Raw genomic sequence first — 22,169 nt, 5'->3', positions numbered from 1 at the left:
ATTTTATTGCACGACGAATGAGGTAAACAACACGCTGCTTACCTTGACGGTCGGGCCCTGTGGTGTAAATGGTTGTTTGAAAATATTGATGATTTCTTCGGCCAACTTGGTCTTGCCTTCCACGGTCAGGATTTCCGAAGCCTTTTTGCTCGACAACAGCAACAGTATGCGGCTACGCACATGCGGCATGTACAGCTTGATCAAATCCACCTGTGCCTGATCCAATACTTGCAGCGTAAAACTGGTTTGCAGAAATTGTTCGCCGTTTTCAGCCAGCAGATTGACGGTGAACGCTTCCATCGGCAAAAACACCGGCGGCTTTGCTTCCACGTGCGCTGCTTTTGCAGGTTGCACCGTTGCTTTCTGATCCAGAAAATACCATGCACCAGCGCCACCGCCAGCCAGGATGATCAACAACGCGAGCACGATAATCAAGATTCTTGATTTCTTCGGTTTTGGTTCCACGTTTGTGCTGGTTGTTTTGGGATCTACTTTTGTTGCCATCTGTTTTCCTCAAGTGCTGCATGCATTCTGGTTACACGCCATTATTAAAAAAAAACGACACACGGGATGCATTGAAAAGAGAGGGGAACACGACGCATATCGTCGTATTCACGTCATCCAGTCCCGGGGTCGCTTCTTCCAGCGAATTCCGCACATCGCTGGGGATGTGCGGAATTTCTGCTTAAGGCCCTATTAAACCATTATTCATTGCGGGTAACACTCGCATCGTGCGAAAAACAATGTGATTTTTAGTGAATGGATGAAGAGCGCATCCACGCCATGCAGAAAATCGCTGCAGGCGCGATGTATGCGTTTTGACATGGAGGCGCTGCAGATGCTATGGAATCGCGTCAGGCAAAGGTATCGACCATGCCGCTGCCGCTGGAAGGCAGCGGTACGTGGCTGACGTGGATGACGGGTTCCACGACGGTATTGTCGTTACGGCTGGCTTGACGTCCGCCCTGTTGCTGCTCGCCGGATGTCTGTTGCTGATTCGGTGAACCGGCGCTGACGCTGGACTGGCCAAGCTGTATGCCTGCGTCGTTCAGCATTTCGCGCAGGCGCGGCATGGCTGCTTCCAGCGCCTGACGAACTTCGGGTTGATGCGCAGTAAAGTTTGCAGTTGCCTGATTATTCGAGACGTTCAAGGTCACCTGCATGGGTCCGAGATCAGGCGGATTCAGCGTCAGCGTTGCAGTTTGCTGTGCGCCCTGAATCATCCACACCACTTTTTGACCAAGCGCCTGATCCCATCCCGGGCTGCCGACTTGCGGCGCCAGCTTGGCGGATTGCGCGTTCTGCGTTGCGTTCAGATGCTGAAGTGCCGCGGTGTTGATGGCGATGGTTTGCGGATTGCTGACGGTGGCCGGTTCGATGGCCTTGGTCGCTGCAGTTGCAGCAGCGACCGCGAGGTCGGCATCGCCTTTGGCGGCGGCTGACGCAGCAGCAGGTGTTTTACTGCTTTCATTTGCCGCGACAGTGGCTTTGTCCAGAGCGGAAACGAAGTCCGACTTTTTGCCGATCGCATCTTTTTCGCTACCGGCAGCGGTGGTCGTGGCAACAAGCGTGCTATCTGCATCCAGTCTGGTGTCGATGTCGGCAGCCTTGGCGGTGGCCACAGTGTCCAGTGCTGTGTCTGCAGCAGGGGCTTGCGCAGTATTGGCCTGTGTCAGTGCGGCCACAAAAGCCAGCAATTCTGCCGAAGGGTCGGTCGCGGCGGGATCGGCTTCGTCCTTTTTAGCGGCGGCGAGGGCAGCAGCCTTTTCGTTTTCCGCGTTCTTTGCCGTTTCGGCAGCAGCCGTATTGCTGTTTTCGTTCTTGGCGTTGGTCGTGCCGCCACCTTTGCCGGATGCTTCCTTTTGCGTATTTTTTGCCGCTGTGCTGCTGTCGGCATTGTTGCGGCCGGCGATTTCACGCGAGAGCACCTGGTTGAACGCGCCTGCATCGGACGGGGACGCCATATCCTGCTTGTTGCTGGCAGGCGCCTGCAATATGCCGAGAGGGTTGTTGATCGCGGAGGTATTCATGAGTCTGTCGCCTGTTGTGGTCGTTTATCTTTTGTACAGAAATTGTCGTGCTGCGTGTTCGTCCGTCTGCTTCTGGTCACGTTTGTTTTCGGCCAGCTGTTTGGCCTTCAATGCCCGGTTTGCCAGCGTGCCGTAGGACATGCGTTTGCGTTCGCTGGCTTGCCATGCCGATCGTTCCTGTTCGACGTGTATATGTGCATCGCGCACCACCAATTGCTGACTGCTGATTGCGTTTTCCAGTTTGTCCAGGAACAGCTGGAAATTACGGTAACCCATGGCCGTCAAACCGTTGGCCAGATTTTGCTGAAAGCGCGTGGCGTAATCGTCACGATACTGCATCAGCAAAGCCAGTTTCTGTTCGCTGTCCTCGGCGGCCTTCATGCAGTGGCCCAGACGCTTGGCAGCTTCGTCGCTTTCCTTGCTGGCCAGTTCTATCAGTGTGTCTAATGCAGAGGAGGTAGCCATTGTGAGTAATTATATTTTCCCAACGTCTGCGGCCATCACTCGAATAGCGAGGCAAGTTGCCCCAAGCTCTCGTTTATGCCGCTGCGTTCGGTAATATCCTGTTGCAAGAATGACTCTATTTTTGTGTTCAGGGCAATGGCCTCGTCCAGCACCGGGTCCGAGCCCGCGCTGTAGGCGCCGACGCTGATCAAGTCGCGATTGCGCTGATAGCGGGACGTCAATTGCTTCAGCTTGCGCGTCTGTTTTTGATGTTCCGGCGTGGTGATATTGTGCATCGCGCGACTGATCGACTGTTCGATATCGATCGCGGGGTAATGTCCGGCTTCCGCCAGCGAGCGGTTCAGCACGATATGGCCGTCCAGAATCGCCCGCGCGGCATCGGCGATCGGATCCTGTTGATCGTCGCCCTCGGTCAATACAGTATAAAACGCGGTGATCGAGCCGCCGCCTTCCTTGCCGTTACCGGCACGTTCGACCAGCGCCGGCAGCTTGGCGAATACCGATGGCGGATAACCCTTGGTGGCCGGCGGTTCGCCGATGGCGAGGGCAATCTCGCGCTGTGCCATCGCATAGCGGGTCAGCGAATCCATGATCAGCAAGACGTCTTTGCCTTCATCGCGGAAATGTTCGGCGATGGCGGTGGTGTAGGCGGCTCCTTGCAAGCGCATCAGCGGCGGCGTGTCGGCTGGTGCCGCAACCACGACTGAACGCGCCAGACCTTCCGGCCCCAGAATCTGTTCGATGAATTCCTTCACCTCGCGACCCCGTTCGCCGATCAGGCCGACCACGATCACATCGGCAGTCGTATAGCGCGCCATCATGCCGAGCAACACGCTTTTGCCGACGCCGGAGCCGGCGAACAAGCCCATACGCTGACCACGTCCTACGGTCAACATGCTGTTGATGGCGCGCACGCCTACATCCAGTACATCGGTGATGGGCGCACGCGTAAGCGGATTGGCGGCGCGTACATTCAGCGGTCCGGAGTGCGTTGCATGCAGCGGTCCCAGATTATCGAGAGGGCGGCCGGCGCCATCCAGTACGCGACCCAGTAATTCCATACCGACTGGCAGATGACGGGTGCGGTCGCTAGGGCGACGGCGCGGATGGCTAACGGCCCCAGGTTTGGGTAGCGATTGCACCACCTCTACGGGGAATACGCGCGTGCCGGGCACGATCCCTTCGACATCGCTTTGCGGCATCAGGAATAGCCTGTCGTCTTCAAAACCGACTACCTCAGCTTCAATGCGTGCGCCATTTGCCAGCGGTATCGTACAGGCGCTGCCGACGGCGAGCTTAAGACCAACCGCTTCCATCACCAGCCCGGCCACGCGCGTGATGCGGCCGGAGACCAGCATCGGTTCGGCGATATCCAGCAGGGTACGGCAATCGCGCAGATAAGCCTGCCAGCGGCTGCTGTTCGGGGTGGTTGAAGGAGTCGTGGTGGGCATTAGACTAGCCAGTCAGATTCTTTGCCCAGTGAGGCGGCAATGCGCTGCCAGCGAGTTGGGGCGCTGGCGTCGATCTGATTGCTAACCGCTTCGACGCGGCAACCGCCGCGACCCATGTGTGTATCTTCCACTACGCGCCAGCCGACCGCACTCAATTCATCATTCATGTGCACGGTGATGATGGCCGCATCGTCCGGATGCAGATGGAGCAGCGTAGGTTGCTGCAGCGTAGGCAGATAGTGAATTGCCTCCCGCACCAGCGGGATGATGAGTTCGGGGCGTACGTTCAAGGCGGTTTTCAGCATCGCCTTGGCCAGATCCAGCGACAGGTCAAGCATGTCGTTGGCGATCAGTTCATTGGCCTGCGCTACTTCCGTGCCAAAGGTTTCGGCGATCTGCCGCAGGCTGCGTCTTTCCTCTTCGGCCTGCGCACGACCTTCTACCAGGCCGGCTGCGCGACCTTCTTCGAGACCGGCGGCATAACCTTCTGCATGCGCCTGCGCGCGCGCATCTTCAATCTGTTGCGCCATCGCGGCAATATTGGCCATCTGCGCGCTTGCTGCGGTATTGGCAGCGATGATGGATTCAATTTCGGCGACAGCAGGTTCTTCGCCGAAGGAGGTCATTTCCCAGCGTTGATATGCCGACTGTTTTTCTTTTGGGATAACGTCAGACATAAGCATCTTCCGCCTTGCCGCCCAGCGTCAATTGGCCTTCATCGGCCAGACGACGCACGATTTGCAGAATTTCCTTCTGATTCGCTTCGACTTCGGACAGGCGTACCGGCCCTTTGGATTCCAGATCCTCGCGCATCATTTCCCCTGCGCGCTGCGACATATTCTTGAAGAATTTTTCGCGCAAATCTGGTGTGGCACCCTTGAGCGCGATGATCAGCGATTCGGACTGTACTTCACGCAGCAGCAGCTGGATGCCTCTATCCTCGATATCCATGATGTTGTCGAACACGAACATTTCGTCCATGATCTTTTGCGCCATATCGTTGTCGTAGCCCTTCAGATTGGCCATCACCGATACTTCGTTTTCGCCATTGAAGAAGTTGAGAATTTCTGCCGCTGCGCGGATGCCGCCCATCGGTTTTTTCTTCAGGTTTTCATTGCCGGTCAACAGCTTCGTCAACACTTCGTTCAATTCGCGCAGGGCGGCCGGTTGTACGCCATCCAGTGTGGCTATGCGCAATACGCAATCGTTGCGCAGGCGTTCGGTGAAATGTTCCAGCACCTCGCAAGCCTGGTCGCGTTCCAGATGCACCAGGATGGTGGCGATGATTTGCGGATGTTCGTTGCGCACCAGGTCGGCGACCGATTGTGCGTCCATCCATTTCAGGCTTTCGATACCGCTGGCATCGCGTGCGCCGAGAATGCGATTGAGCAGCGACGCTGCCTTGTCGTCACCCAGCGCCTTGGTCAGCACGTCACGGATGTAGTCGTCGGAATCCAGACCCAGCGAGGTATTTTTTTCCGTTTCGCCTCTAAATTCACTGAGCACGGCAACCAGTTCCTCGCTCTGGATGGCCTTCATCGTGGACATGGCTGCGCCGAGTTTTTGTACTTCGCGCGGGCCGAGATATTTCATCACTTCGGCAGCTTCATCCGCGCCGAGTGCCAGCATCAAGACCGCGCCTTTATGTATGCCTTTATCACTCATTTCCCACCCACGCCTTGACGATGTTTGCGACCACTTTCGGATCCTGTCTGGCGAGCGTCTTGGCGGCTTCCAGATTTTGCTGGTAACTGTGCTGATGGATACCCATAGGCCCGACTTCTTCCACTTCCCGTGCCGCGAGGATAGACTGGCCGCTTTCATCGGTCAGCGCCAGCGGTGGCAGATTCAGTTTGGTGAGCAGCGGTTTCAACACTTTGAAGTACAGAACCAGCAGTACGATGCCGAGCAGTAGATATTTGGCTCCCTGCATGCCCATATCGATCGCTTCCGGCCGTTCCCAGAGCGGCAGCTTCGCTGCTTCTTCCTTGTTGCTGCCGGCAAAAGGACTGTTGACGACATTGAGCGTATCGCCTCGATCCTTGTTGTAACCCATGGCTTCTCTGACCAGATCGGTTATTTGCGTTTTTTCGATTTCTGTCAATGGCAGAAAACTGACTTTGCCATCCTTGCCGACCACGCGCTTGTAATTGACCACGACGGCAACGGACAGACGCTTGAGGCCACCCATCGGTTGCTGGACGTAGCGGATGGTTTTATCCACTTCGTAATTGGTCGTGGTATCGCGTTGAATCGGCGTGGCTTGGGGTGCTGCCGCAGTGGCGGCCGGCGCGCCGGGAGCCCCCGGCGCTCCTGGCGTTCCTGGTGCAGCAGCAGTGGTTTGCGGCGTCGTATTCAATGGCGCCGTTGCTGCCGGTGCCGGCTGATTGGTTAATGAACCGGGAACGCCCGTTGCATTGTTGCCGCCATTCGTCGATTCGCTGGTTTGCTGGCTGCGTACGGTGGCGCTGCTGGGCACCTGGTTCGGTTTGTAGATTTCAGCGGCTTGTTCGCTGGTCGAAAAATCGACATCGGCGGTTGCTTCCGCACGGACATTGTTGAGGCCGACGATAGGCGTGATGATCGATTCGACGCGCTTGGCGATGTTTTGCTGCAGTTCCTGCACGTATTTGAGTTGCGATGGGTCCAGCGTATTGGTGCCGGCTGGTTTGTTGTTTTCAGACAGCAAGTTGCCGGCTTGATCGACGATCGTGACATTTTTCGGCGACAGCTCAGGCACGCTGCTGGCGACCAGATGCACGATGGCGCTGACTTGTTGCTGATCCAGGAAACGACCTGCATGCAGATTTAGCAATACGGATGCCGTTGGTTTTTGCTGATCGCGTACAAAGACCGATGCCTTGGGCAGGGCCAGATGGACGCGCGCCGCCTGCACCGCGCCGACTGACTGGATGGAACGGGCCAGCTCACCTTCCAGTGCGCGCTGGAAATTGACCTGTTCGAGAAATTGCGACACGCCGAGTTTTTGATTTTCCATCAATTCAAAGCCGACGCTGCCGCCTTTCGGCAAACCTTCTGCCGCCAGCTTCAGGCGAATTTCATGCACTTTATCGGCAGGTACCAGAATGGCACCGCCGCCTTCGGCAAATTTATAAGGGACGTTGGCCGCTTGCAGCGAGGTCATGATGGCGCCGCCATCGCGATCCGAAAAATTGGAAAACAGCACCCGATATTCCGGCTTCTGGCCCCATAGCACCAGACCTATCATCACCGCAATGACAGCGGCAATGCCGACCATCAACAAGAACTTGCGGCCGTTAGGCGACTTGGTCATGTTGAGTATGGTGCTTGGACTGTTCGGGTTGGCGCCTGCCGTTTGGGGGAGTCCGCCTTCGCCTGCTACGACTACTGCCATGATTGTGCTCCTGCTTGGCTAGCGTCAAATTGGACTGAATGGTTCATCGATGTTCTCGCTCTTCAAACTTTTTTCCGTAGCATGAATTGTCAAGGGTACGAGGAAATTCAATCTTTGGAACAGAGCGATATTTCTGTCCTTTATTGAAACGATTCAAGTTGACGTGCGTGATAACTTGACGAGGTAGTGCGGAATCCCTTATCGGGAACTCTGCTGTATGGGTTGAGGTAATTATAGTGCCCGCCCGCAACTGTATGGAGAAAATGATGAAAGTCGGCGGAATTGATTCAACGGCAATAGATGCCATGGTGGCACAGCTCAAGGCTGCAGCTGCGCGTTCGCAGCCTGCGATCAATCCTTTGGCAGGTGGTGCGTCGCCGGTCGAAAAATCGGCGACCAAAGTGGATTTTTCCCAGGCGCTGAAGGCATCGCTGGATAATGTGGCCAGCGCACAGAATCACGCTGATCAATTGGGGCAGAAATTTACGCTAGGAGATGACAGTGTGAACTTGTCGGATGTGATGATTTCCATGCAAAAAGCGAGTATTTCATTCCAGGCAACGGTGCAGGTACGCAACAAGGTGGTATCGGCCTACCAGGAAATGATGAATATGCAGGTATAGATTTACCGCGTTTTGATTGGGGCTGTCCGGCTCCTGTTTTTTGTTTATCTGTACTTCTTCACGGCTGTTTCACTTCCGCTTTACTTCTGTTTTTCAGCCCAGCCCTGTCGCTTTTGCGTTCTGGTCCCGCTCCAGCTTGGTAATGTACTTTTGTACCGCGCCCAGCGCTCCATTGGAAGGGTTCACGAAAGCGCATCCCAATCTATGTATGCTTTTGCCGTTGGTCAGCGTGACTTCAAGATGATTACGGATTTGCAAGGCAAGCGTCACGCTGCCACCGGGTAAATCGAGACGGCAATTTTCATATATGTGACCGGGTGTCGAATCGATCAGTTTTTTTTCATCGACTATAGACAGCCCGCCGCCACTGATGTTGTGCAGTGGAACCACAACAGGAATGATCTGGTCTTCAGCTCTGATCGGTATCGTGCAATAAATCGGATTGGTGACAGGTGTGGGCACACGATAGAATTCGCGTCGTTGCAGGCGAATCACGCTGGTCGGCAGCGGAATGATGAAGGCCGGCAGATTCTCGTAGATGCAGCTCTCTGCCGCCGGTGAGTTAAACAGAATGCGGATGTTTTCCAGCACCGTTTCAAACGACAGTTTTTCACTATCGAGCACACGCTGATTCATGATGGCGGTAGGCGCGCAATCGAGCAGGACGGTATTGGCGGACTCATCGATTTGCAGGATCGAGGTCACGATTGTGTCGTTGCCGTGGTTGATCAGCATTCTGACCAGCTGATTGCGTTCGCCTATGCTGCGCAACAGGGCAATTACTTCCCGGCGGGAGTGAACCCGGTAGGGATTCAAATCATCGTTTTCGTATTCACTGGCAAGAGTCATCGTGTTTTTCTAATAAACTGAGTGCAAGTAAGTGGCCGTGGCTTCACCTTACAACCGCACATCATACATTGCCGCCACGCTGTTGGGCAGCCTCAACGCGATATAACCACGCCAATAATTCAGCCACTGCGCGGTAGAGCGCAGGGGGGATGTGATCGTCCAGCTCTACCTGCAGTAATAATGCCACCAGCTCTTTCGATTCGTGTACCGCAACGCCATGTTCTTTTGCGCGTTCGATAATCTGTTCGGCAATCAGGCCGCGTCCTTTGGCAACAATACGTGGCGCCGAATCGCCGCTCTGGTAGGCGAGTGCAACGGCACTTGGTGGCGGTTTGAAATTATCCATGCGACTTATCCGCTGGCTTGACCAGAAGAGAGTCCAGCGTCGAGCCGGCAGCGGCCAGTGCGTCGGCCAGCAGCTTGCCGTGGCTGCGCAGCGCTACCGCGGTTTCTTCATCTGCAGTATGAACTTGCACCTGCAGATGTTCGCCGCTCAAACGGATGGTTGCAGAGACCGAACCCAGCGTCGGCAGGTTAAAGCGCACGCTACTGTTCCATGTCGGCTCAGGTTCGGATTGTTCTGAGCTTTTCTCCGGTGTGTCGTCGGAAATTTCCCATTCCAGTGGCTGACCGGGGAAGAGCTCGCCTTGCCACATGATGCGGCGTTGTTCCAGCGTATCGAGTTGCAGGTTGATCAGCTTGAGACCTTCACTGACCGGAATATCCTGCTGTTTGCCAACGAGAGGTGCGATGCTTTCCTGCTCCGGCTTGCCGGTTTGCGCGCTGCGCAGCAAATCCGCCAGCGCACGTTCGCCGCCCACCCATTCGCGTACATTCGTCATCAATCTGCCGAGATCGCTGGTGCCGGCATTTTCTGTTGTCGCTTGTGGCTGGCCGGTGAGAGGTAGGTTGCTGCGTTTGGCGGCGGGTTCGCGCAATAGATCGCTTGACGGGCGCATGCCCATCGCCCATTGCGCAACATGCGATTCGTAAAACAGTCCGCTGAAGGCCACGGCATTTTGCAGCGCGCCGGCAATCTGCTGTGCGCTGGCGCCGGGTGTTGCGACCAGCGGTGTTTTGCCGACGATGGCGGTCGGCATGCCGTCCTGCTGCGCCAGTTGCAGCATATTGCCGATCAGGCGGCCGGCATTGCTGATAGAAGTGGTCGCACCCGCTTCGGCCTTGCCGAGCATGAAAGTAGGGCGTGGCTGGTTTGCCAGCAGGGTCAGGTCGAGCTTGTCGCCGGCCTTGGTGCCGGGCGGCAGCAGCATGCTGGCAACGGCATTGTCCACTTTCACCAGAAAGTTGCCGTCGCTCAGGCGCGATAAAACCTGCGCCTGATATTCCTTGCCCAGCGTGAGCTGGAGCAAGCGGTCTAGCGTTTCCTGCTTGGCTTGACCCAGGGCCGTGACCGGCGCGCTTGCCTCGATAAGGACGACGGGCCGGGTTCCCGTTAAATCGGCCCGTGGCAGCATGGCTTACCCCGATTGATTGGCGCCATAGGCGTTGTTGAGTTTGCGTTCGGTGCCTGTGCTGTTGATCATCAGCGACAACTTAGCCATCCACGGTTGCGTAATATTGCGTATTTCGCGGTCATCGGACAGAATTTTCTTGATGATCTGGACCTTGCGTTCGCGCACCGCGCCGACTAGCGGTGCAGGCGGCTCACTGGTTTTGAGCACGGCGACATGATTCGAGCAACGCGCTTCCAGCGCGACCAGTTCATCCCAGTCGCCATTGCGTGCAGCAGTCAGCATCTGGTCGGTAATGCTTGCGACAGTTTCGTACAAAGAAATGACTTCCTGACTATTCATCATCGATCATGCTTTCACTAATGTAGAGATGTTCGGAGCGAGCGGATCGTAAGCGCGCGCAATCGGTGGTACTTCCGGTTGCTTATAAGCGTTTTTTTCATTGTCGATGGCGCACCAGGCTTCTTTCAGGTCATGCAGTAACTTCTGCACTTCTTCCAGAATGACGGGATCATTTTTGATATTGGCGACCAATAACTGGCTGCTCATGTATTCGTATAACGCATCGAGATTGAGCGCGATGTCGCCGCCCACTTTTTTATTCAGGCTGGCGCGCAGTCCACTATCGATGATCGAAATGGCCTTCGAGATGGACTTTCCTTTGGCCGGGATGTTGTTCGCTTTCATTTGTTGCAGGGCGCTCGCCACGGCGATGAGTGCGCCATCGAACAGCATCACGATCAATTTGTGCGGACTCGCTGCGATCACACCGGTTTCTACCGCCACATTCGCGTAAGCATGTACGCCGCTTCTTGCAGTTCCGAACATTTTTCTTCTCCGGTTATCAGTTGGTATTGCTAGGCAACGCAGCCAACTGTTGCGTCAGATAGTTACTGGTTGAATTCATGCTGCTAAGCAGTACATCCAGCGCCGTGAATTCCTTGCGATAACGTGCCTCGATATCCACCAGTCTTTGGTTGATGGCGTCACGTTGAGTACCAAGATCCTTGATGCTTTGGTTAATGCCATCGGTACGACCTGCTATCAGGCCTTTGGCGCCGACAAAGCTGGTCAGCAGCGCATTCAGATTGGATGCATAACCCATGGAAAAATTGACGTCGCCACGCGCGCCCAGAGCGCCGCCGGTAATCTGCAGTTTCAGGCCTTCCGCGCTGCTGCCGGCAGCACCGGTCAGGAACTGGCCTGAGCCGGTTGCCGCTGCGCCGTTGATGGTGCCGGCCACATCGACGCCGGTGGTTGCTGTTGGTGTGCTACCCAGCAAGGCTGTTGCACCATTGCCTGCTACCGTCACTTTGGATGCCGAGCCGTAACGGTTGGATGTAATGCTCAGGACGCCGTTCTGGTTCGTCACGCTGATGGCCACAGTCGCTTCTGAAAACGCAGGCGTACCATTGATCAGCGATTGCAGTTGCGTGCTCAATGAATCGGCCGTATAGCTACCGGCGGCCAGCTTGACGGTGGCTTTCACGCCATCGATTTCCAGGCTCAGTTCATCGTTGACGCCAGCCACAATATTCGTGTTGGCGGCGCTGGAGCCGGTCAATTGACCTTTGGTGGCCAGTGTCGTGATGTTGAGTGCATTGCTGCCGGCTTTGGTCGCCGCAGTCGAGCTGACATAACTGACCAGACTGTCGGTTGGTGTGGCGGTAGTAGCGAACAGCTTGCCGATGTCTTCCGGATTCTTGGCAATCACCGCTTTCAATTTGGTAGCGTCCAGCGTCAGCGTGCCGTCTTTCTGGAACGAGATGCCGATCTGCGACAGGTTAACCAGGTCGCCAGTCAGGCCTTCAGGCTGGGTTGAAAACATGCGTTGCAAGGTGGTTTGCACTGTGCGTGCGGTGGCGTCGCCAACCAGCGGGCCACCGGTTTTAGTGTCGGCGTTGTAACCGGTTTGATATTTGAGCGTTCCCTGCAATTCATTGTAGGCAGTGACGAAGGCGGTCACGCTGCTTTCTATCGATGAGGTGTTACGCGTGACCGATATCGTGGTCGTGCCTATTTTGCTGGCCGTTATCGACAGTCCCTCGAAGGTGTCGGTCAGCGTATTGCTCTTGTTCTTGATCTCCATGCCGTTCACTGTCAGCAACACGTCTTGAGCAGCGCTGTTCTGTTTCAGTTTTTGCGTGCCGGCAGGATCTTGCGCCAGTAGGTTTTGCAAATCGGCATCGCCATCGACGGTGATCTTCATGCTGGAAGATTCACCCGTACTGGTCGAGGTTAACTGCAATTTATATGGTGCATCGGTGCCGTCGGACACGATAGTCGCGGTAACGCCCATGCCGGCCTTGTTGATCGCATCGCGTATGCCTTGCAGCGAATTATTACTGGCATCGATGGTGATCTGGCTGGTGGACTGGCTGGCATCCTGTGCAAATGCCGCGCCGCTATACTGGCCTCCGGTCAGGGTGCCACCAGTGATCTTGCCGAACTGGAAAGTCAAAGTAGTGGTGCCGCCCGCGCCGATCGCGGCGCTGGTGCTGGTGCGACCTTCAGTTGACAGTGACTGCGCCTGGGCGCGCCGCAGAACCTCGATTTCGTATTGACCGGGTTTTACCGACGCGCTCGCGGTGGCGGATGCAATGGTAGCGTCGGTCGATGTCGCACCGAACTGCATGAATTTGGATATATCGCTTAAGGTCGCGACCTTGGCCTGGAAAGACGACAAGGCGCTGCTCAGGGCGCCGTAGGCGGAGAGCTTGGCTTTATAGCTGGTTTCCTTGGTCGTGAGGATAGAGAGCGGTCGTTGCTCAGCCACCATCAATTGTGTGACGATGGAGTTGACATCCAGATTTGATCCAACGTTGAGAGCCACGATTCCTCCTGCAGAAAGTACTAATGTAAACCGTTATCGGCAGAATCAAACCGGACTTTAGAAGGGTTTTATGTTGCTAATTCAAATTTTGACAAGAAGATAAGACCGCAGTGCGCTACACAGGGCATGGCTGCGTGCTTGTGAATTTGGTATGACAGCGTTGACATACAAGGTTTCTATTGCTGTGAGCGATAGAAATCAGGCGCGCAAACTGATCAGCAATCCTTGTACGCGATCCAGCGCCTTGGCAATTTCCAGCGTTTCTGCCGATGGCATTTGCCGGATCAATTCTTTGGTTTGTTGATCGACAATTTTGACGATCGTGCGTTGCGATTCCTGATCTATCGAGAACTCCAGTCCTGACCCCATCTTTTGCATCGCCTGATTGATGCTGGCAACCGCTTGTGACAAGTGTGCCGCTTCCGGTGGCGGAGTGGCTGCTGCAGGTGCAATGTCCGAGACCGCAGGCGCGGTTTGGGCAGCGACGTGTGGTGCGGGCAACCGAACGCTTGCTACAACGGCGTTACCGATAGACGAGATAGTCATGAAGACTCCATTTGCAAAAATGTCCCGACCAGCAAAATGCCGGGCGGGACCTGTTCTTCAAGCGACCCGATCTGCATCGGGCCGATTGACGAAGGACTGCTTGCTTGCCCGGCTATTAACCGCGCAACAGGGCCAGCACGCCGTTCGGCAGCGAGTTGGCTTGCGCCAGCATCGCGGTACCAGCTTGTTGCAGGATCTGACCGCGGGTCAGATTGGCTGTTTCTGCTGCAAAGTCAGTATCCAGAATCCGGCTACGTGATGCAGCCAGATTTTCTGCTGTGGTTTGCACGCTTGCAACGACCGAGCTAAAGCGGTTTTGAATCGCGCCCATGGATGCACGAGCGGTGTTGATCGCTGTCAACGCGCCGTCCATCGCCAGGATTGCGTTATCTGCACCGGCTGCTGAGGTGATATTCAGCGTGGCGAAACCAGTCTGACTAGTAGCGACAACCGCATCAACACCGGCAACTGCGGTACCGCCGCCGAAAGCCGCATTGCCGTTGCCAGTGAAAGCACTAATGGCCGCTGGCGTTGCCACGCCAGCCGTAGCGCTGGTGATGCTGAAGCCAGACGCACCGCTTGCGGCAACCGTGTAGCCGGTGAGTTGAGCCTGGAGAGCGGCTATCATGCCAGCCTGATCGGTGACATTGGTGGTAAGGGAAACGGCAGTGCCGTCCACCGAAAAGCCTGAGGCATTGCTGGCGCCGGCTGCACCACCGGCTGCTGCAACGCCGCCCGTGGTGAGCAAGGCATTGTCAGTGCCGGCGATCGTCACGGCGCCTGCGCCTGGGGTTGTTGCGGTGAACACGACTTTACCTGCATTCGCGCCGGTTCCGACTGCCGCCGTTACGCCGCTGGCAGCATAAGCTGCGGTGTTTGCACCACCGGTGATAGCGGCAACCATGTCGGCTGCGCTGGTGATGTTCGACGAAAGTGTGAAGGTGGAAGCTGCGCCGCCAGGACCTTGCAGGGTGAAGGTTTTGTTGGCACTTGTATCGACAGCACTACCAGCTGTATCAACTACGGTACCACCTGCGATCAGGGCAGCATTGGTACCACCAATTGCGATGTTACCTGCGCCTGTGGTCGAGTTTGTGAAGACAAGCTTGTCAGAATCTGCGCCTGCACCTAATGCAACGGTAAAGCCGGCAGCGGCATATCCAGCTGTGCTGGTAATTTCCGCCAACATATCGGCCGCATCGGTGGTGGGGGCAGCCAATGCGACTGTAAAGGCGGTGCCATTTGCAGGAGTAATTGAGAAAGTCTGACCTGCTGTACCGGCGCCAATCGTGTCGGTCGTATAAGTCGCAGCTGAGTTCGTACCGGTGGTGCTGTAATCGCCGGCGGCGACAGTACCTGATGTGTAGGTTGCCGGTGACGCAGCTGCAGCGCCGAAATTGAAGTTGCTTACTGATGCGACCGTGTAGGATCCGGCAACAGCTGGTGCTGCAACAGAGTCCCACGTACCCAGGGAAGTTGAGTTTGCATTGACGATGGAGGCGATATCAATTGTTTCGCCTTGGTTGGCGCCAACCTGGAATGCTTGTGCTGTGAAAGAACCGTCCAGCAGTTTCAAGCCGTTGAATGCGGTGGTGTCTGCAACGCGATCAACTTCTGCTTTCAACTGTTGTGCTTCTGCATCCAACGCAGCGCGATCCGATACGGAGTTGGTTGCATTACGTGATTGCACTGCCAGTTCACGGATACGTTGCAAGTTGTTGCCGATTTCGGTCATTGCACCCTCAGCACTTTGCGCCAGGGAGATACCATCGTTTGCGTTACGAACTGCGACGTTCAGGCCGCGAATTTGTGTGTTGAAACGCTCGGAAATTGCCAAACCTGCAGCATCGTCCTTTGCGCTGTTGATGCGCAGGCCGGATGACAGGCGTTGCAAGGATGTGTTCAACGCTGACTGTGATGTGTTCAGGTTACGTTGGGCATTGAGTGATGCAAGGTTGGTGTTAATTACGGCGGCCATTTTATGACTCCTGTAAAAGATTTCGGGGGTGAACTAGCAGCTTGTTGCGTTCAATACTGATTTCCTCAACCAACCTGCTTATTTGATTCGCAGAGGAAAATCAGTCTTGTTGCAACTGGTAACGGACGGTTTTGGAAAAAGTTTAATCCGGACTGCGATTTAAATTTTCTGCTTCGCCGCGACACTTGCCACGTAACTCTTTTTCGTCAGAGCAACAAAAAGCTTTAGGAGTATATTTTTGATCCGCTACCCTTAAGTTATGCGAAAAGGTGCCGACAGGATGGCGAAAACTGCTTGGTATAGTCGGTTTTCACTCTGAAAATAGTTTGTAAAAACCGGAGATGGTGAGCGACTGAGGACAATGCTGCATCTTGCATGAGAGCTTGCCCCTTGTTTTTCATGCAACCGTAATGCCAGTATGAGCGCAAGATCACACCCGTCTGGTGCTACGCTCAAGAACAGTCATGAGCACGACGATGCATCCTTGGCAATATCAGGGGGCGTTAGCGGATGGTGGTTGACGATAGCGGGGGCAGGAATGACAGGCGGCCCGACTCCCCGGAGCTATCATGTGGCGCAAGCGTTGATGGGATTTATTACGAAGTTCGGTGATAGTGCTGCAGATGTCGTCCGGCTACTGGGCTTGAACAAGCATCCGGTGCCGGATGCTTGTTCAACTCAGAAGGCTCAACTTGTTACGCACAGTTATCCGGCAGAGATTACGCGGTTTTTTCCGGTACGCTTGGCTTCGTACAAGGCCTTGTCGGCACGCTCTATCATCGATTTTTGATCTTCTTGCTCATTACGCAAGGCAACGCCGGCGCTGAAGGTCATTAGCAGGCGGGTGTGGTTATGCATGAAGATCTGCTTGGTCAATTCTCTTTGCAGACGCGTGACGGTCTGAACGGCCTCATCCATGCCGGTATCCGGCAACACGATGAGGAATTCTTCGCCGCCGAAGCGGGCGATGACGTCCATCGAGCGCAAGGTTTCCTTGATCACGCGCACCAGGTGGATCAGGGCTTCGTCACCGGCAGAGTGGCCGTATTTGTCGTTGATCTTCTTGAAATCATCCAGATCGAGCATGGCGATGCAGAGCGGCGTGCCGCGCCGCTCTGCGCGGGCCAGTTCGCGCTCGAAAATATCTTCCAGGCCGCGACGGTTGAGACTGCCGGTTAATTGGTCTTCTCGCACCAATTCACTCATTTGTTCGAGCTTGGCTTCAAGATTATGGATGCGCGCTTCGGCATCTTCCACGTTTTTGCGTGCGGCCAGGATCGCGTCGCGCGAACGTAATGCTTCGTTCTGGGCAATACGTGTTTCCTTCATCACTTCATCGAGGATCTTGCTCAGCTTGCCGACATCGGCGGTGGCGATGATCTGTTTGGAATACTTGTCGATTTTCTGGTGATAGTTGCCGGTTGTGGTGGCGATCTCTCCCAGCCGGTCGATAAACGTGATCATCATGTCCTTTACCGTGTCTTTTGCTTCAACCAGGCTGTGTTTCAGCGTACCTTGCTTGTAGATCACTTCTTTCAGACTGCGCATGACTTCGCGCAGCGCAGCGTCGTTGATCGGGCCGGCAATCAGGTTCTGGACGGCTTCGATCTGTCCATGCAGCCATGAGTCGTCGTCGATCAGACTGCCGATGTTTTCCAGCAGCAGTTTGAACAGGCGTAGCAGCAGTTCATGCTGTTCGGCCATGTCGCCGCTTTTCAGTTCGATCTTGAAGCAGAGTTGTTTCAGTCGTACGGAAATTTCATTGAGTGCGGCCTCGCTGTGCGCTTCCTTGATGGATCGTCCGAGCGCTTCGGATTCTTCCGCCAGTTCCGGCGCACCCTGCAACAGGGAGGCGACTGCCAGCGTCAGCGTGCGCATCAGCAAGTCGCGTAACAGGGCCGGTTGCGGGTCGTCGATCAGAGATGGCAGCGCGCTGCTGGCGACACTGCTGGTGCTGGAGGTAGTCGTGTTGCGTGCAGACAGCTGAGTCTGGTAATGCTTGAGCAGTTGCTCCAGACCTTTACCGAAATCCGGCCAGTAGGATGTCGCGGCGGCTTCCTGTAAGACTTTTCCTAGCGGCGCAAGATCGGGGGCAGAGAGCAGGGTGCCGGCAAATTCGCCGAGTACTTCTTCTGCGCTGGGTTGTATCGCATAACCGGCGATCTCATCATAAATCTTGCGATAGGCATCAGGGGTAGGGGCAATCTTGCGGGTGGCTAACTGGCGAAATGCTTCGCGTGCAATTTCGGCGGGATTTTGCGTTGATTTTTCTGGCATGACGGCGCGTGCGCTTTATTATTGGGTGACTGAATTTCAGCCTATCCGTGAATAATAAGACAGGCGGGATGGGTTTGATAAGCGAATCAACGCGGCAAATAGTGGCTACTTTGCCGGATTGTCACTATGTAAATAAACTGTGCCCTGATCCGCCACCTGTCATCAAGCCGGCGAATTTTCCGTGCGCACTATATTAGTCAACCAGATGGTTTTTGATTGCGTAGTGGGTTAATTCTGCGTTGTGGCGGAGTTTCATTTTCTGCAGCAGACGTGAGCGATACATGCTGATGGTTTTGACCGATAACACCAGTTCTGCCGCAATATCGCTGACAGTTTTACCGGAGGCGATCATGGTCAGAGTTTGATACTCACGATCGGACAGGGTTTCATGCAGGGGCGTTTCGTGATTGTCGTTGATCTGGTTGGCCAGTTCCTGCGCCAGTGCTGCACTGATGTATTTGCGTCCGGCGGCGACCTGGCGTATCGCAGTTACCAGTTCGGCTGGTGCACTTTGCTTGTTCAGGTAGCCAGCCGCGCCGGCTTTGAGCGAACGGATCGCGTACTGATCTTCGCGGTGCATGGACAGCATCAGGATGGCAATTTTGGGAGATTCCTTGCGCACCTGCTTCAGTACTTCGATACCGCTGCGATCGGGCATGGAAATATCCAGCAGCAGTACATCGCACGGGCCTTCGCGCGATAACCTGATGGCTTCGCTACCATTTTCGGCATGACCAGACACGACGATATCCCGGGTGTCGGCCAGTATCTGTTTCAAACCTTCGCGCACAATCGCGTGGTCATCGGCAATCAGGACTTTTATTGCATTCTTCGTTGTCATTGTTCTGCTTTATAGACTTGCGTAAGGTCAGGCTTTTTTCTGCCAGATGTGACAAATTCTGTATGGCGACAGCGTCTGACAGACAAATTCTGTAAGGTATTTCTCAAGATTGTCGATTTTAATGTTGTTTACTATGCGATCTCGGGCAGCGGCACGTTGATAGCAACGATTGTGCCACCTTTGGGAGCTGTACTGACAGACAGACTGCCACCCATGGCGATTGATCGCTCCACCATGCCGCGTATGCCGAATGACTTCGGCTTGTTGCGGTCCGTCATTTGAATCCCGCGGCCATTATCAACGATCTCCAGTCGTACGTATTGACGCGTGTGCACAAGTTGCACAGTAACCAGGCTGGCTTTCGCATGCTTGGCAATATTGGTCAGCGCTTCCTGAAAAATACGAAACAGCGCAGTGGCTTGATCGAGCGCCAGATCGATCTCCGTTTTGTTACTCGAGAATTGGCAAGGTATGCCAACCTGTTTTTCAAACTCCCTGGCTTGCCAGTCGATGGCGGCTACCAGACCGAAGTCCAGGATGCCGGGGCGCAGATTGCCGGCGATTCTATGCACGGATTCTATGGTGCGATCGACCAGCGACTCTACATAGTCTGCTTTTTCGATAAGCTCCGCATTTTTCCTCGGCAAGCGTCGAGTCAGCAAGGCCAGCGCCATCTTGATGGCAGTCAGATTGCCGCCCAGATCGTCGTGTATTTCACGCGCGATATGTGTACGTTCCTGTTCCTTGACGATATCAATGTGCGCTGATAGTTCGGCAAGTTGCGCCCGCGAACGAATGATCTCTTCCTGCTCCAGTCTGCTGGCAGTGATATTGGTCATGAGGCCTTCCCACTGCACACAATGTTCATCCAGCATGCGTGGCATGGCGCGCAGGTTGATCCATTTGACGTCCTTCCACTTCTCGATCCAGATGCGACCTTCCCAGTTCCAGTTGTTCATCTGTTCGATGGAAGCAAGCATTGCATCCTGATAAGACTGACGATCCTCAGGCAGGATCAGTTCGACGAACAGCGTAGGATTGGCGTGCAATGCTTCGGCCGTGATGCCGAGAAGTGCTTCGCAGCCTTCACTGAGATAAGGGAAGGAGAATTGCCCGTCGCCGTGCAGCAGGAATTGATACACCAGTCCAGGCGTATTGGATACCATGGCGCTAAGACGGGATTCGCTGGCGCGCAAAGCCTTGTCCGACTTATCGCGCGAACTGACGTCATTGCCAATGGCGATGATGACGGGCTCGGCATCCGATGCCAGATAAAACAATTGAAACTCAATCGGATAAGTGCTGCCATCCTTGCGCGTATGGATGGTGTTAATGGCAACAGAAGCCTGGCTGCCGTTCCGCAAGTCCTGAAAAAACTGTTCATACGCTTCGTGTGTCATATCCCGGGCAATGGCGGTGGGGGACATTTCAGCCAGTTCGACAATACTGTATTGCAGATTGTTGGCGGCAGCGGGATTGACGTATTCAAAGCGCAAGGTGTCGCACCTCAATACATAGATTTCGCTCACCGATCCCTGCAGGATGGTTGGTAGCCATTCGGCGTGCATCTTGTTGATGAGGTTTCCTTCTTGTGTCATTGGTCTGGGAGGTGCAAATGCGAGGGTTCGGGTCGGTGCGATAGGCAGCTTTGGTAGCCGCTTCTATATAGAGTGCGATGCAAGCTGATTTTATGTGCCGACTTTAGCATAAGTTTTTTGCGCAAAATCGATTCTGTCTGTGCTTGGGGCAATTGAATGCTGCACTCAGAAAAGTTTGTTTGAATAAAGTGCAAGATGGGGCTTCCAAAACGAATTACACCCGTGCTATAATTTTGTCTTTCGCGGCTGTAGCTCAGCTGGATAGAGTACTTGGCTACGAACCAAGGGGTCGTGGGTTCGATTCCTGCCAGCCGCACCAGCATATACAAGGGGTTACGTTCAAAAGACGTAGCCCCTTTTGCTTTGCCAAGCCATTTGGTAAGAAATTTGGTAAGAAAAAATCTGCAGTAAGAAATTAGCCCCTCGCATTACACATCAGTACCAATTCCCTATCCCCGCTTCTAATTGACGACGACGTTAATGTCGTAGGGGTGCCGCCGTGGTTGATGCGATCAACACGCACCAATTTTTGGAGGGCGTTAAACGAGCGTAATTTTGAGTCGGTTAATGCCGGTTTCAATTTACTGGAATACGGCACACCCGTGTACCTTGCTCATCCGCCATGAAGCCATCAAGGGCTACACTATTGGCAAATAGATCGCGTCCCACATACAATCGCATACGAAAATACCGCTAATAGGAAGTATCTTGAACAAACAACAGCTCGCAGCAAAGATTTGGGCATCGGCCAACCAGATGCGGTCGAAGATCGAGGCTAATGAATACAAAGACTACATCCTCGGCTTCATCTTTTATAAATACCTCTCGGACAAGCTAGAGCAGTTCGCAAAAAGCCAAGATTTCAGCGTAGAGGATATTCGCGTGCTCTCCGAAGACGACATAGAGACGGTCATCCCCACCATCATTCTGGTATTGCGACAGAAGCGCGAGAACAGCGATGTGCTCATCGTGGATGCCTCCAAGGGCTTCGCCAAGGAAGGGAAAAGCAACAAACTCCGTGCGTCAGACATCAAGAAAGTCGCCGATACCGTGATCGTGCGGGCCAGCGTGCCGCGCTACAGCCGCCTCGTCCCCAAGCTCGAGCTGCAGGCTAATGACTACAACCTCAACATCCCACGCTATGTGGATTCTTCTGAACCCGCCGAGAGCTGGGATCTCTACTCCTCGATGTTTGGCGGCATTCCACTAAGCGAACTGGATGCCTTGGCGGATTTCTGGAAAGCCTTTCCCAGCCTGCGCGCCACCCTGTTTACCGACAACGACACGCCCTACGTTGCGCCAAAGGTGGAAGACCTCGCTAATGCCATCCGTGAACATCTCGAGGTGAAAAAATACAGCAAAGCATTCACCGCCGCCTTTACCGATTTCACGCCCTGGCTGCGTCGGGCACTGTTGGAGCAGATGCTCACCCTCCAAATCCCTCAGCAAGAGGCACTCATCAGCGAGCAAATATTTGCCCGTCTCGCCTCGCTATCGCTCATCGACAAATACCACGCCTACCAAATCCTCGACGATCACTGGCAACCCATAGCCGTCGATCTGGAAATCCTCCAGACCGAGGGCTTCGATGCTTCCCGTATCGTTGACCCTAACTTCGTCACCAAAAAGAAGGATGGCAAAGACGTTGAGGTGCAAGAGGGGTGGAAAGGCCGTATCTTGCCCTTCGAGCTGGTGCAGATGACGTATCACAAGACGGAGCTGGACGCGCTGCGCGACAAGGAAACCCGCCTCAGCGAAATCAATGCCTCCCTGGAGGAAACCTTGGAGAGCCTTAGCGAAGAAGATAAGGCCAACGATAACAGATCATGA

The 22,169-nt window shown here is 54.7% G+C and carries 20 protein-coding genes and 1 tRNA gene; 3 read left to right on the top strand and 18 right to left on the bottom strand.

Annotated features, from left to right (window positions below; genetic code table 11):
- Positions 1 to 3: 3 nt before the first annotated feature.
- The 7 genes from fliL to fliF form a co-directional block, all read right to left on the bottom strand.
- Positions 4 to 504 carry a flagellar basal body-associated protein FliL gene (gene fliL, locus ACIQW9_RS06005; protein ID WP_402334191.1) on the bottom strand — a complete coding sequence of 167 codons (501 nt, stop codon included), beginning with the start codon at positions 502 to 504 and terminating at the stop codon, positions 4 to 6.
- Between the two features lie 350 nt (positions 505 to 854).
- Complete coding sequence (locus ACIQW9_RS06000) at positions 855 to 2,030, bottom strand: flagellar hook-length control protein FliK (protein WP_402334188.1); 1,176 nt, start codon at positions 2,028 to 2,030, stop codon at positions 855 to 857.
- Positions 2,031 to 2,054: 24 nt separating this feature from the next.
- On the bottom strand, positions 2,055 to 2,495 hold the full coding sequence (fliJ, locus tag ACIQW9_RS05995; RefSeq protein ID WP_402334185.1) for a flagellar export protein FliJ: 441 nt from the start codon (positions 2,493 to 2,495) through the stop codon (positions 2,055 to 2,057).
- Positions 2,496 to 2,530: 35 nt separating this feature from the next.
- The gene (gene fliI, locus ACIQW9_RS05990) at positions 2,531 to 3,946 is read right to left on the bottom strand and encodes a flagellar protein export ATPase FliI (RefSeq protein ID WP_402334182.1); all 1,416 of its coding nucleotides are present in this window, start codon (positions 3,944 to 3,946) and stop codon (positions 2,531 to 2,533) included.
- Entirely contained in the window at positions 3,946 to 4,629 is a 684-nt protein-coding gene (locus ACIQW9_RS05985) for a flagellar assembly protein FliH (RefSeq protein ID WP_402334179.1), read from the bottom strand. The genes fliI and ACIQW9_RS05985 overlap by 1 nt, the downstream gene beginning before the upstream one ends.
- Positions 4,616 to 5,611 carry a flagellar motor switch protein FliG gene (gene fliG, locus ACIQW9_RS05980; RefSeq protein WP_353153998.1) on the bottom strand — a complete coding sequence of 332 codons (996 nt, stop codon included), beginning with the start codon at positions 5,609 to 5,611 and terminating at the stop codon, positions 4,616 to 4,618. The genes ACIQW9_RS05985 and fliG overlap by 14 nt, the downstream gene beginning before the upstream one ends.
- Complete coding sequence (gene fliF, locus ACIQW9_RS05975; protein WP_402334176.1) at positions 5,604 to 7,322, bottom strand: flagellar basal-body MS-ring/collar protein FliF; 1,719 nt, start codon at positions 7,320 to 7,322, stop codon at positions 5,604 to 5,606. Before fliF ends, fliG begins: the two co-directional genes overlap by 8 nt.
- A gap of 266 nt (positions 7,323 to 7,588) precedes the next feature.
- Here fliF and fliE point away from each other — a divergent pair, with 266 nt between their 5' ends.
- Positions 7,589 to 7,945: a flagellar hook-basal body complex protein FliE gene (fliE, locus tag ACIQW9_RS05970; protein ID WP_402337910.1), complete on the top strand. Its 357-nt coding sequence runs from the start codon at positions 7,589 to 7,591 to the stop codon at positions 7,943 to 7,945.
- Positions 7,946 to 8,038: 93 nt separating this feature from the next.
- Here fliE and ACIQW9_RS05965 read toward each other — a convergent pair whose 3' ends face one another.
- The 11 genes from ACIQW9_RS05965 to ACIQW9_RS05915 all read right to left on the bottom strand — a co-directional run bounded on the left by ACIQW9_RS05965 (position 8,039) and on the right by ACIQW9_RS05915 (position 20,339).
- Positions 8,039 to 8,794 carry a flagellar brake protein gene (locus tag ACIQW9_RS05965; protein ID WP_402334173.1) on the bottom strand — a complete coding sequence of 252 codons (756 nt, stop codon included), beginning with the start codon at positions 8,792 to 8,794 and terminating at the stop codon, positions 8,039 to 8,041.
- Positions 8,795 to 8,855: 61 nt separating this feature from the next.
- The gene (locus ACIQW9_RS05960) at positions 8,856 to 9,140 is read right to left on the bottom strand and encodes an EscU/YscU/HrcU family type III secretion system export apparatus switch protein (RefSeq protein ID WP_402334170.1); all 285 of its coding nucleotides are present in this window, start codon (positions 9,138 to 9,140) and stop codon (positions 8,856 to 8,858) included.
- On the bottom strand, positions 9,133 to 10,269 hold the full coding sequence (locus tag ACIQW9_RS05955; protein ID WP_402334167.1) for a flagellar hook-length control protein FliK: 1,137 nt from the start codon (positions 10,267 to 10,269) through the stop codon (positions 9,133 to 9,135). Before ACIQW9_RS05955 ends, ACIQW9_RS05960 begins: the two co-directional genes overlap by 8 nt.
- A 3-nt stretch (positions 10,270 to 10,272) precedes the next feature.
- Positions 10,273 to 10,608: a flagellar protein FliT gene (locus tag ACIQW9_RS05950; RefSeq protein ID WP_402337908.1), complete on the bottom strand. Its 336-nt coding sequence runs from the start codon at positions 10,606 to 10,608 to the stop codon at positions 10,273 to 10,275.
- Positions 10,609 to 10,614: 6 nt separating this feature from the next.
- On the bottom strand, positions 10,615 to 11,094 hold the full coding sequence (fliS, locus tag ACIQW9_RS05945; RefSeq protein ID WP_402334164.1) for a flagellar export chaperone FliS: 480 nt from the start codon (positions 11,092 to 11,094) through the stop codon (positions 10,615 to 10,617).
- A 16-nt stretch (positions 11,095 to 11,110) separates the two neighbouring features.
- Positions 11,111 to 13,099 (bottom strand): flagellar filament capping protein FliD, encoded by a 1,989-nt coding sequence (gene fliD, locus ACIQW9_RS05940; protein WP_402334161.1) that lies wholly within the window; start codon positions 13,097 to 13,099, stop codon positions 11,111 to 11,113.
- 198 nt (positions 13,100 to 13,297) lie between these two features.
- Positions 13,298 to 13,645 carry a flagellar protein FlaG gene (locus tag ACIQW9_RS05935; RefSeq protein ID WP_402334158.1) on the bottom strand — a complete coding sequence of 116 codons (348 nt, stop codon included), beginning with the start codon at positions 13,643 to 13,645 and terminating at the stop codon, positions 13,298 to 13,300.
- A 115-nt stretch (positions 13,646 to 13,760) separates the two neighbouring features.
- Entirely contained in the window at positions 13,761 to 15,623 is a 1,863-nt protein-coding gene (locus tag ACIQW9_RS05930) for a flagellin (RefSeq protein ID WP_402334155.1), read from the bottom strand.
- Between the two features lie 705 nt (positions 15,624 to 16,328).
- Entirely contained in the window at positions 16,329 to 17,900 is a 1,572-nt protein-coding gene (locus ACIQW9_RS05925; protein ID WP_402334152.1) for a GGDEF domain-containing protein, read from the bottom strand.
- Between the two features lie 193 nt (positions 17,901 to 18,093).
- Positions 18,094 to 18,741 (bottom strand): response regulator, encoded by a 648-nt coding sequence (locus ACIQW9_RS05920; RefSeq protein WP_402334149.1) that lies wholly within the window; start codon positions 18,739 to 18,741, stop codon positions 18,094 to 18,096.
- Between the two features lie 131 nt (positions 18,742 to 18,872).
- Entirely contained in the window at positions 18,873 to 20,339 is a 1,467-nt protein-coding gene (locus ACIQW9_RS05915; RefSeq protein ID WP_402334146.1) for a histidine kinase, read from the bottom strand.
- Between the two features lie 242 nt (positions 20,340 to 20,581).
- Here ACIQW9_RS05915 and ACIQW9_RS05910 point away from each other — a divergent pair.
- Positions 20,582 to 20,658 (top strand) — tRNA-Arg (locus ACIQW9_RS05910).
- 389 nt (positions 20,659 to 21,047) lie between these two features.
- Entirely contained in the window at positions 21,048 to 22,169 is a 1,122-nt protein-coding gene (locus ACIQW9_RS05905) for an N-6 DNA methylase (RefSeq protein ID WP_402334143.1), read from the top strand.

It is taken from the genome of Herminiimonas sp. NPDC097707, from assembly GCF_044761395.1.
Lineage (GTDB): Bacteria > Pseudomonadota > Gammaproteobacteria > Burkholderiales > Burkholderiaceae_D > Oxalicibacterium.
Note: the sequence above shows the minus strand (reverse complement) of the source record. Positions and strands in the feature narration are given on the sequence as shown.

Coding starts and splice junctions, on each gene's coding strand:
- fliL (WP_402334191.1), bottom strand. CDS start 504: ATGGCAACAAAAGTAGATCCCAAAACAACCAGCACAAACGTGGAACCA.
- ACIQW9_RS06000 (WP_402334188.1), bottom strand. CDS start 2,030: ATGAATACCTCCGCGATCAACAACCCTCTCGGCATATTGCAGGCGCCT.
- fliJ (WP_402334185.1), bottom strand. CDS start 2,495: ATGGCTACCTCCTCTGCATTAGACACACTGATAGAACTGGCCAGCAAG.
- fliI (WP_402334182.1), bottom strand. CDS start 3,946: ATGCCCACCACGACTCCTTCAACCACCCCGAACAGCAGCCGCTGGCAG.
- ACIQW9_RS05985 (WP_402334179.1), bottom strand. CDS start 4,629: ATGCTTATGTCTGACGTTATCCCAAAAGAAAAACAGTCGGCATATCAA.
- fliG (WP_353153998.1), bottom strand. CDS start 5,611: ATGAGTGATAAAGGCATACATAAAGGCGCGGTCTTGATGCTGGCACTC.
- fliF (WP_402334176.1), bottom strand. CDS start 7,322: ATGGCAGTAGTCGTAGCAGGCGAAGGCGGACTCCCCCAAACGGCAGGC.
- fliE (WP_402337910.1), top strand. CDS start 7,589: ATGAAAGTCGGCGGAATTGATTCAACGGCAATAGATGCCATGGTGGCA.
- ACIQW9_RS05965 (WP_402334173.1), bottom strand. CDS start 8,794: ATGACTCTTGCCAGTGAATACGAAAACGATGATTTGAATCCCTACCGG.
- ACIQW9_RS05960 (WP_402334170.1), bottom strand. CDS start 9,140: ATGGATAATTTCAAACCGCCACCAAGTGCCGTTGCACTCGCCTACCAG.
- ACIQW9_RS05955 (WP_402334167.1), bottom strand. CDS start 10,269: ATGCTGCCACGGGCCGATTTAACGGGAACCCGGCCCGTCGTCCTTATC.
- ACIQW9_RS05950 (WP_402337908.1), bottom strand. CDS start 10,608: ATGAATAGTCAGGAAGTCATTTCTTTGTACGAAACTGTCGCAAGCATT.
- fliS (WP_402334164.1), bottom strand. CDS start 11,094: ATGTTCGGAACTGCAAGAAGCGGCGTACATGCTTACGCGAATGTGGCG.
- ACIQW9_RS05935 (WP_402334158.1), bottom strand. CDS start 13,645: ATGACTATCTCGTCTATCGGTAACGCCGTTGTAGCAAGCGTTCGGTTG.
- ACIQW9_RS05930 (WP_402334155.1), bottom strand. CDS start 15,623: ATGGCCGCCGTAATTAACACCAACCTTGCATCACTCAATGCCCAACGT.
- ACIQW9_RS05925 (WP_402334152.1), bottom strand. CDS start 17,900: ATGCCAGAAAAATCAACGCAAAATCCCGCCGAAATTGCACGCGAAGCA.
- ACIQW9_RS05920 (WP_402334149.1), bottom strand. CDS start 18,741: ATGACAACGAAGAATGCAATAAAAGTCCTGATTGCCGATGACCACGCG.
- ACIQW9_RS05915 (WP_402334146.1), bottom strand. CDS start 20,339: ATGACACAAGAAGGAAACCTCATCAACAAGATGCACGCCGAATGGCTA.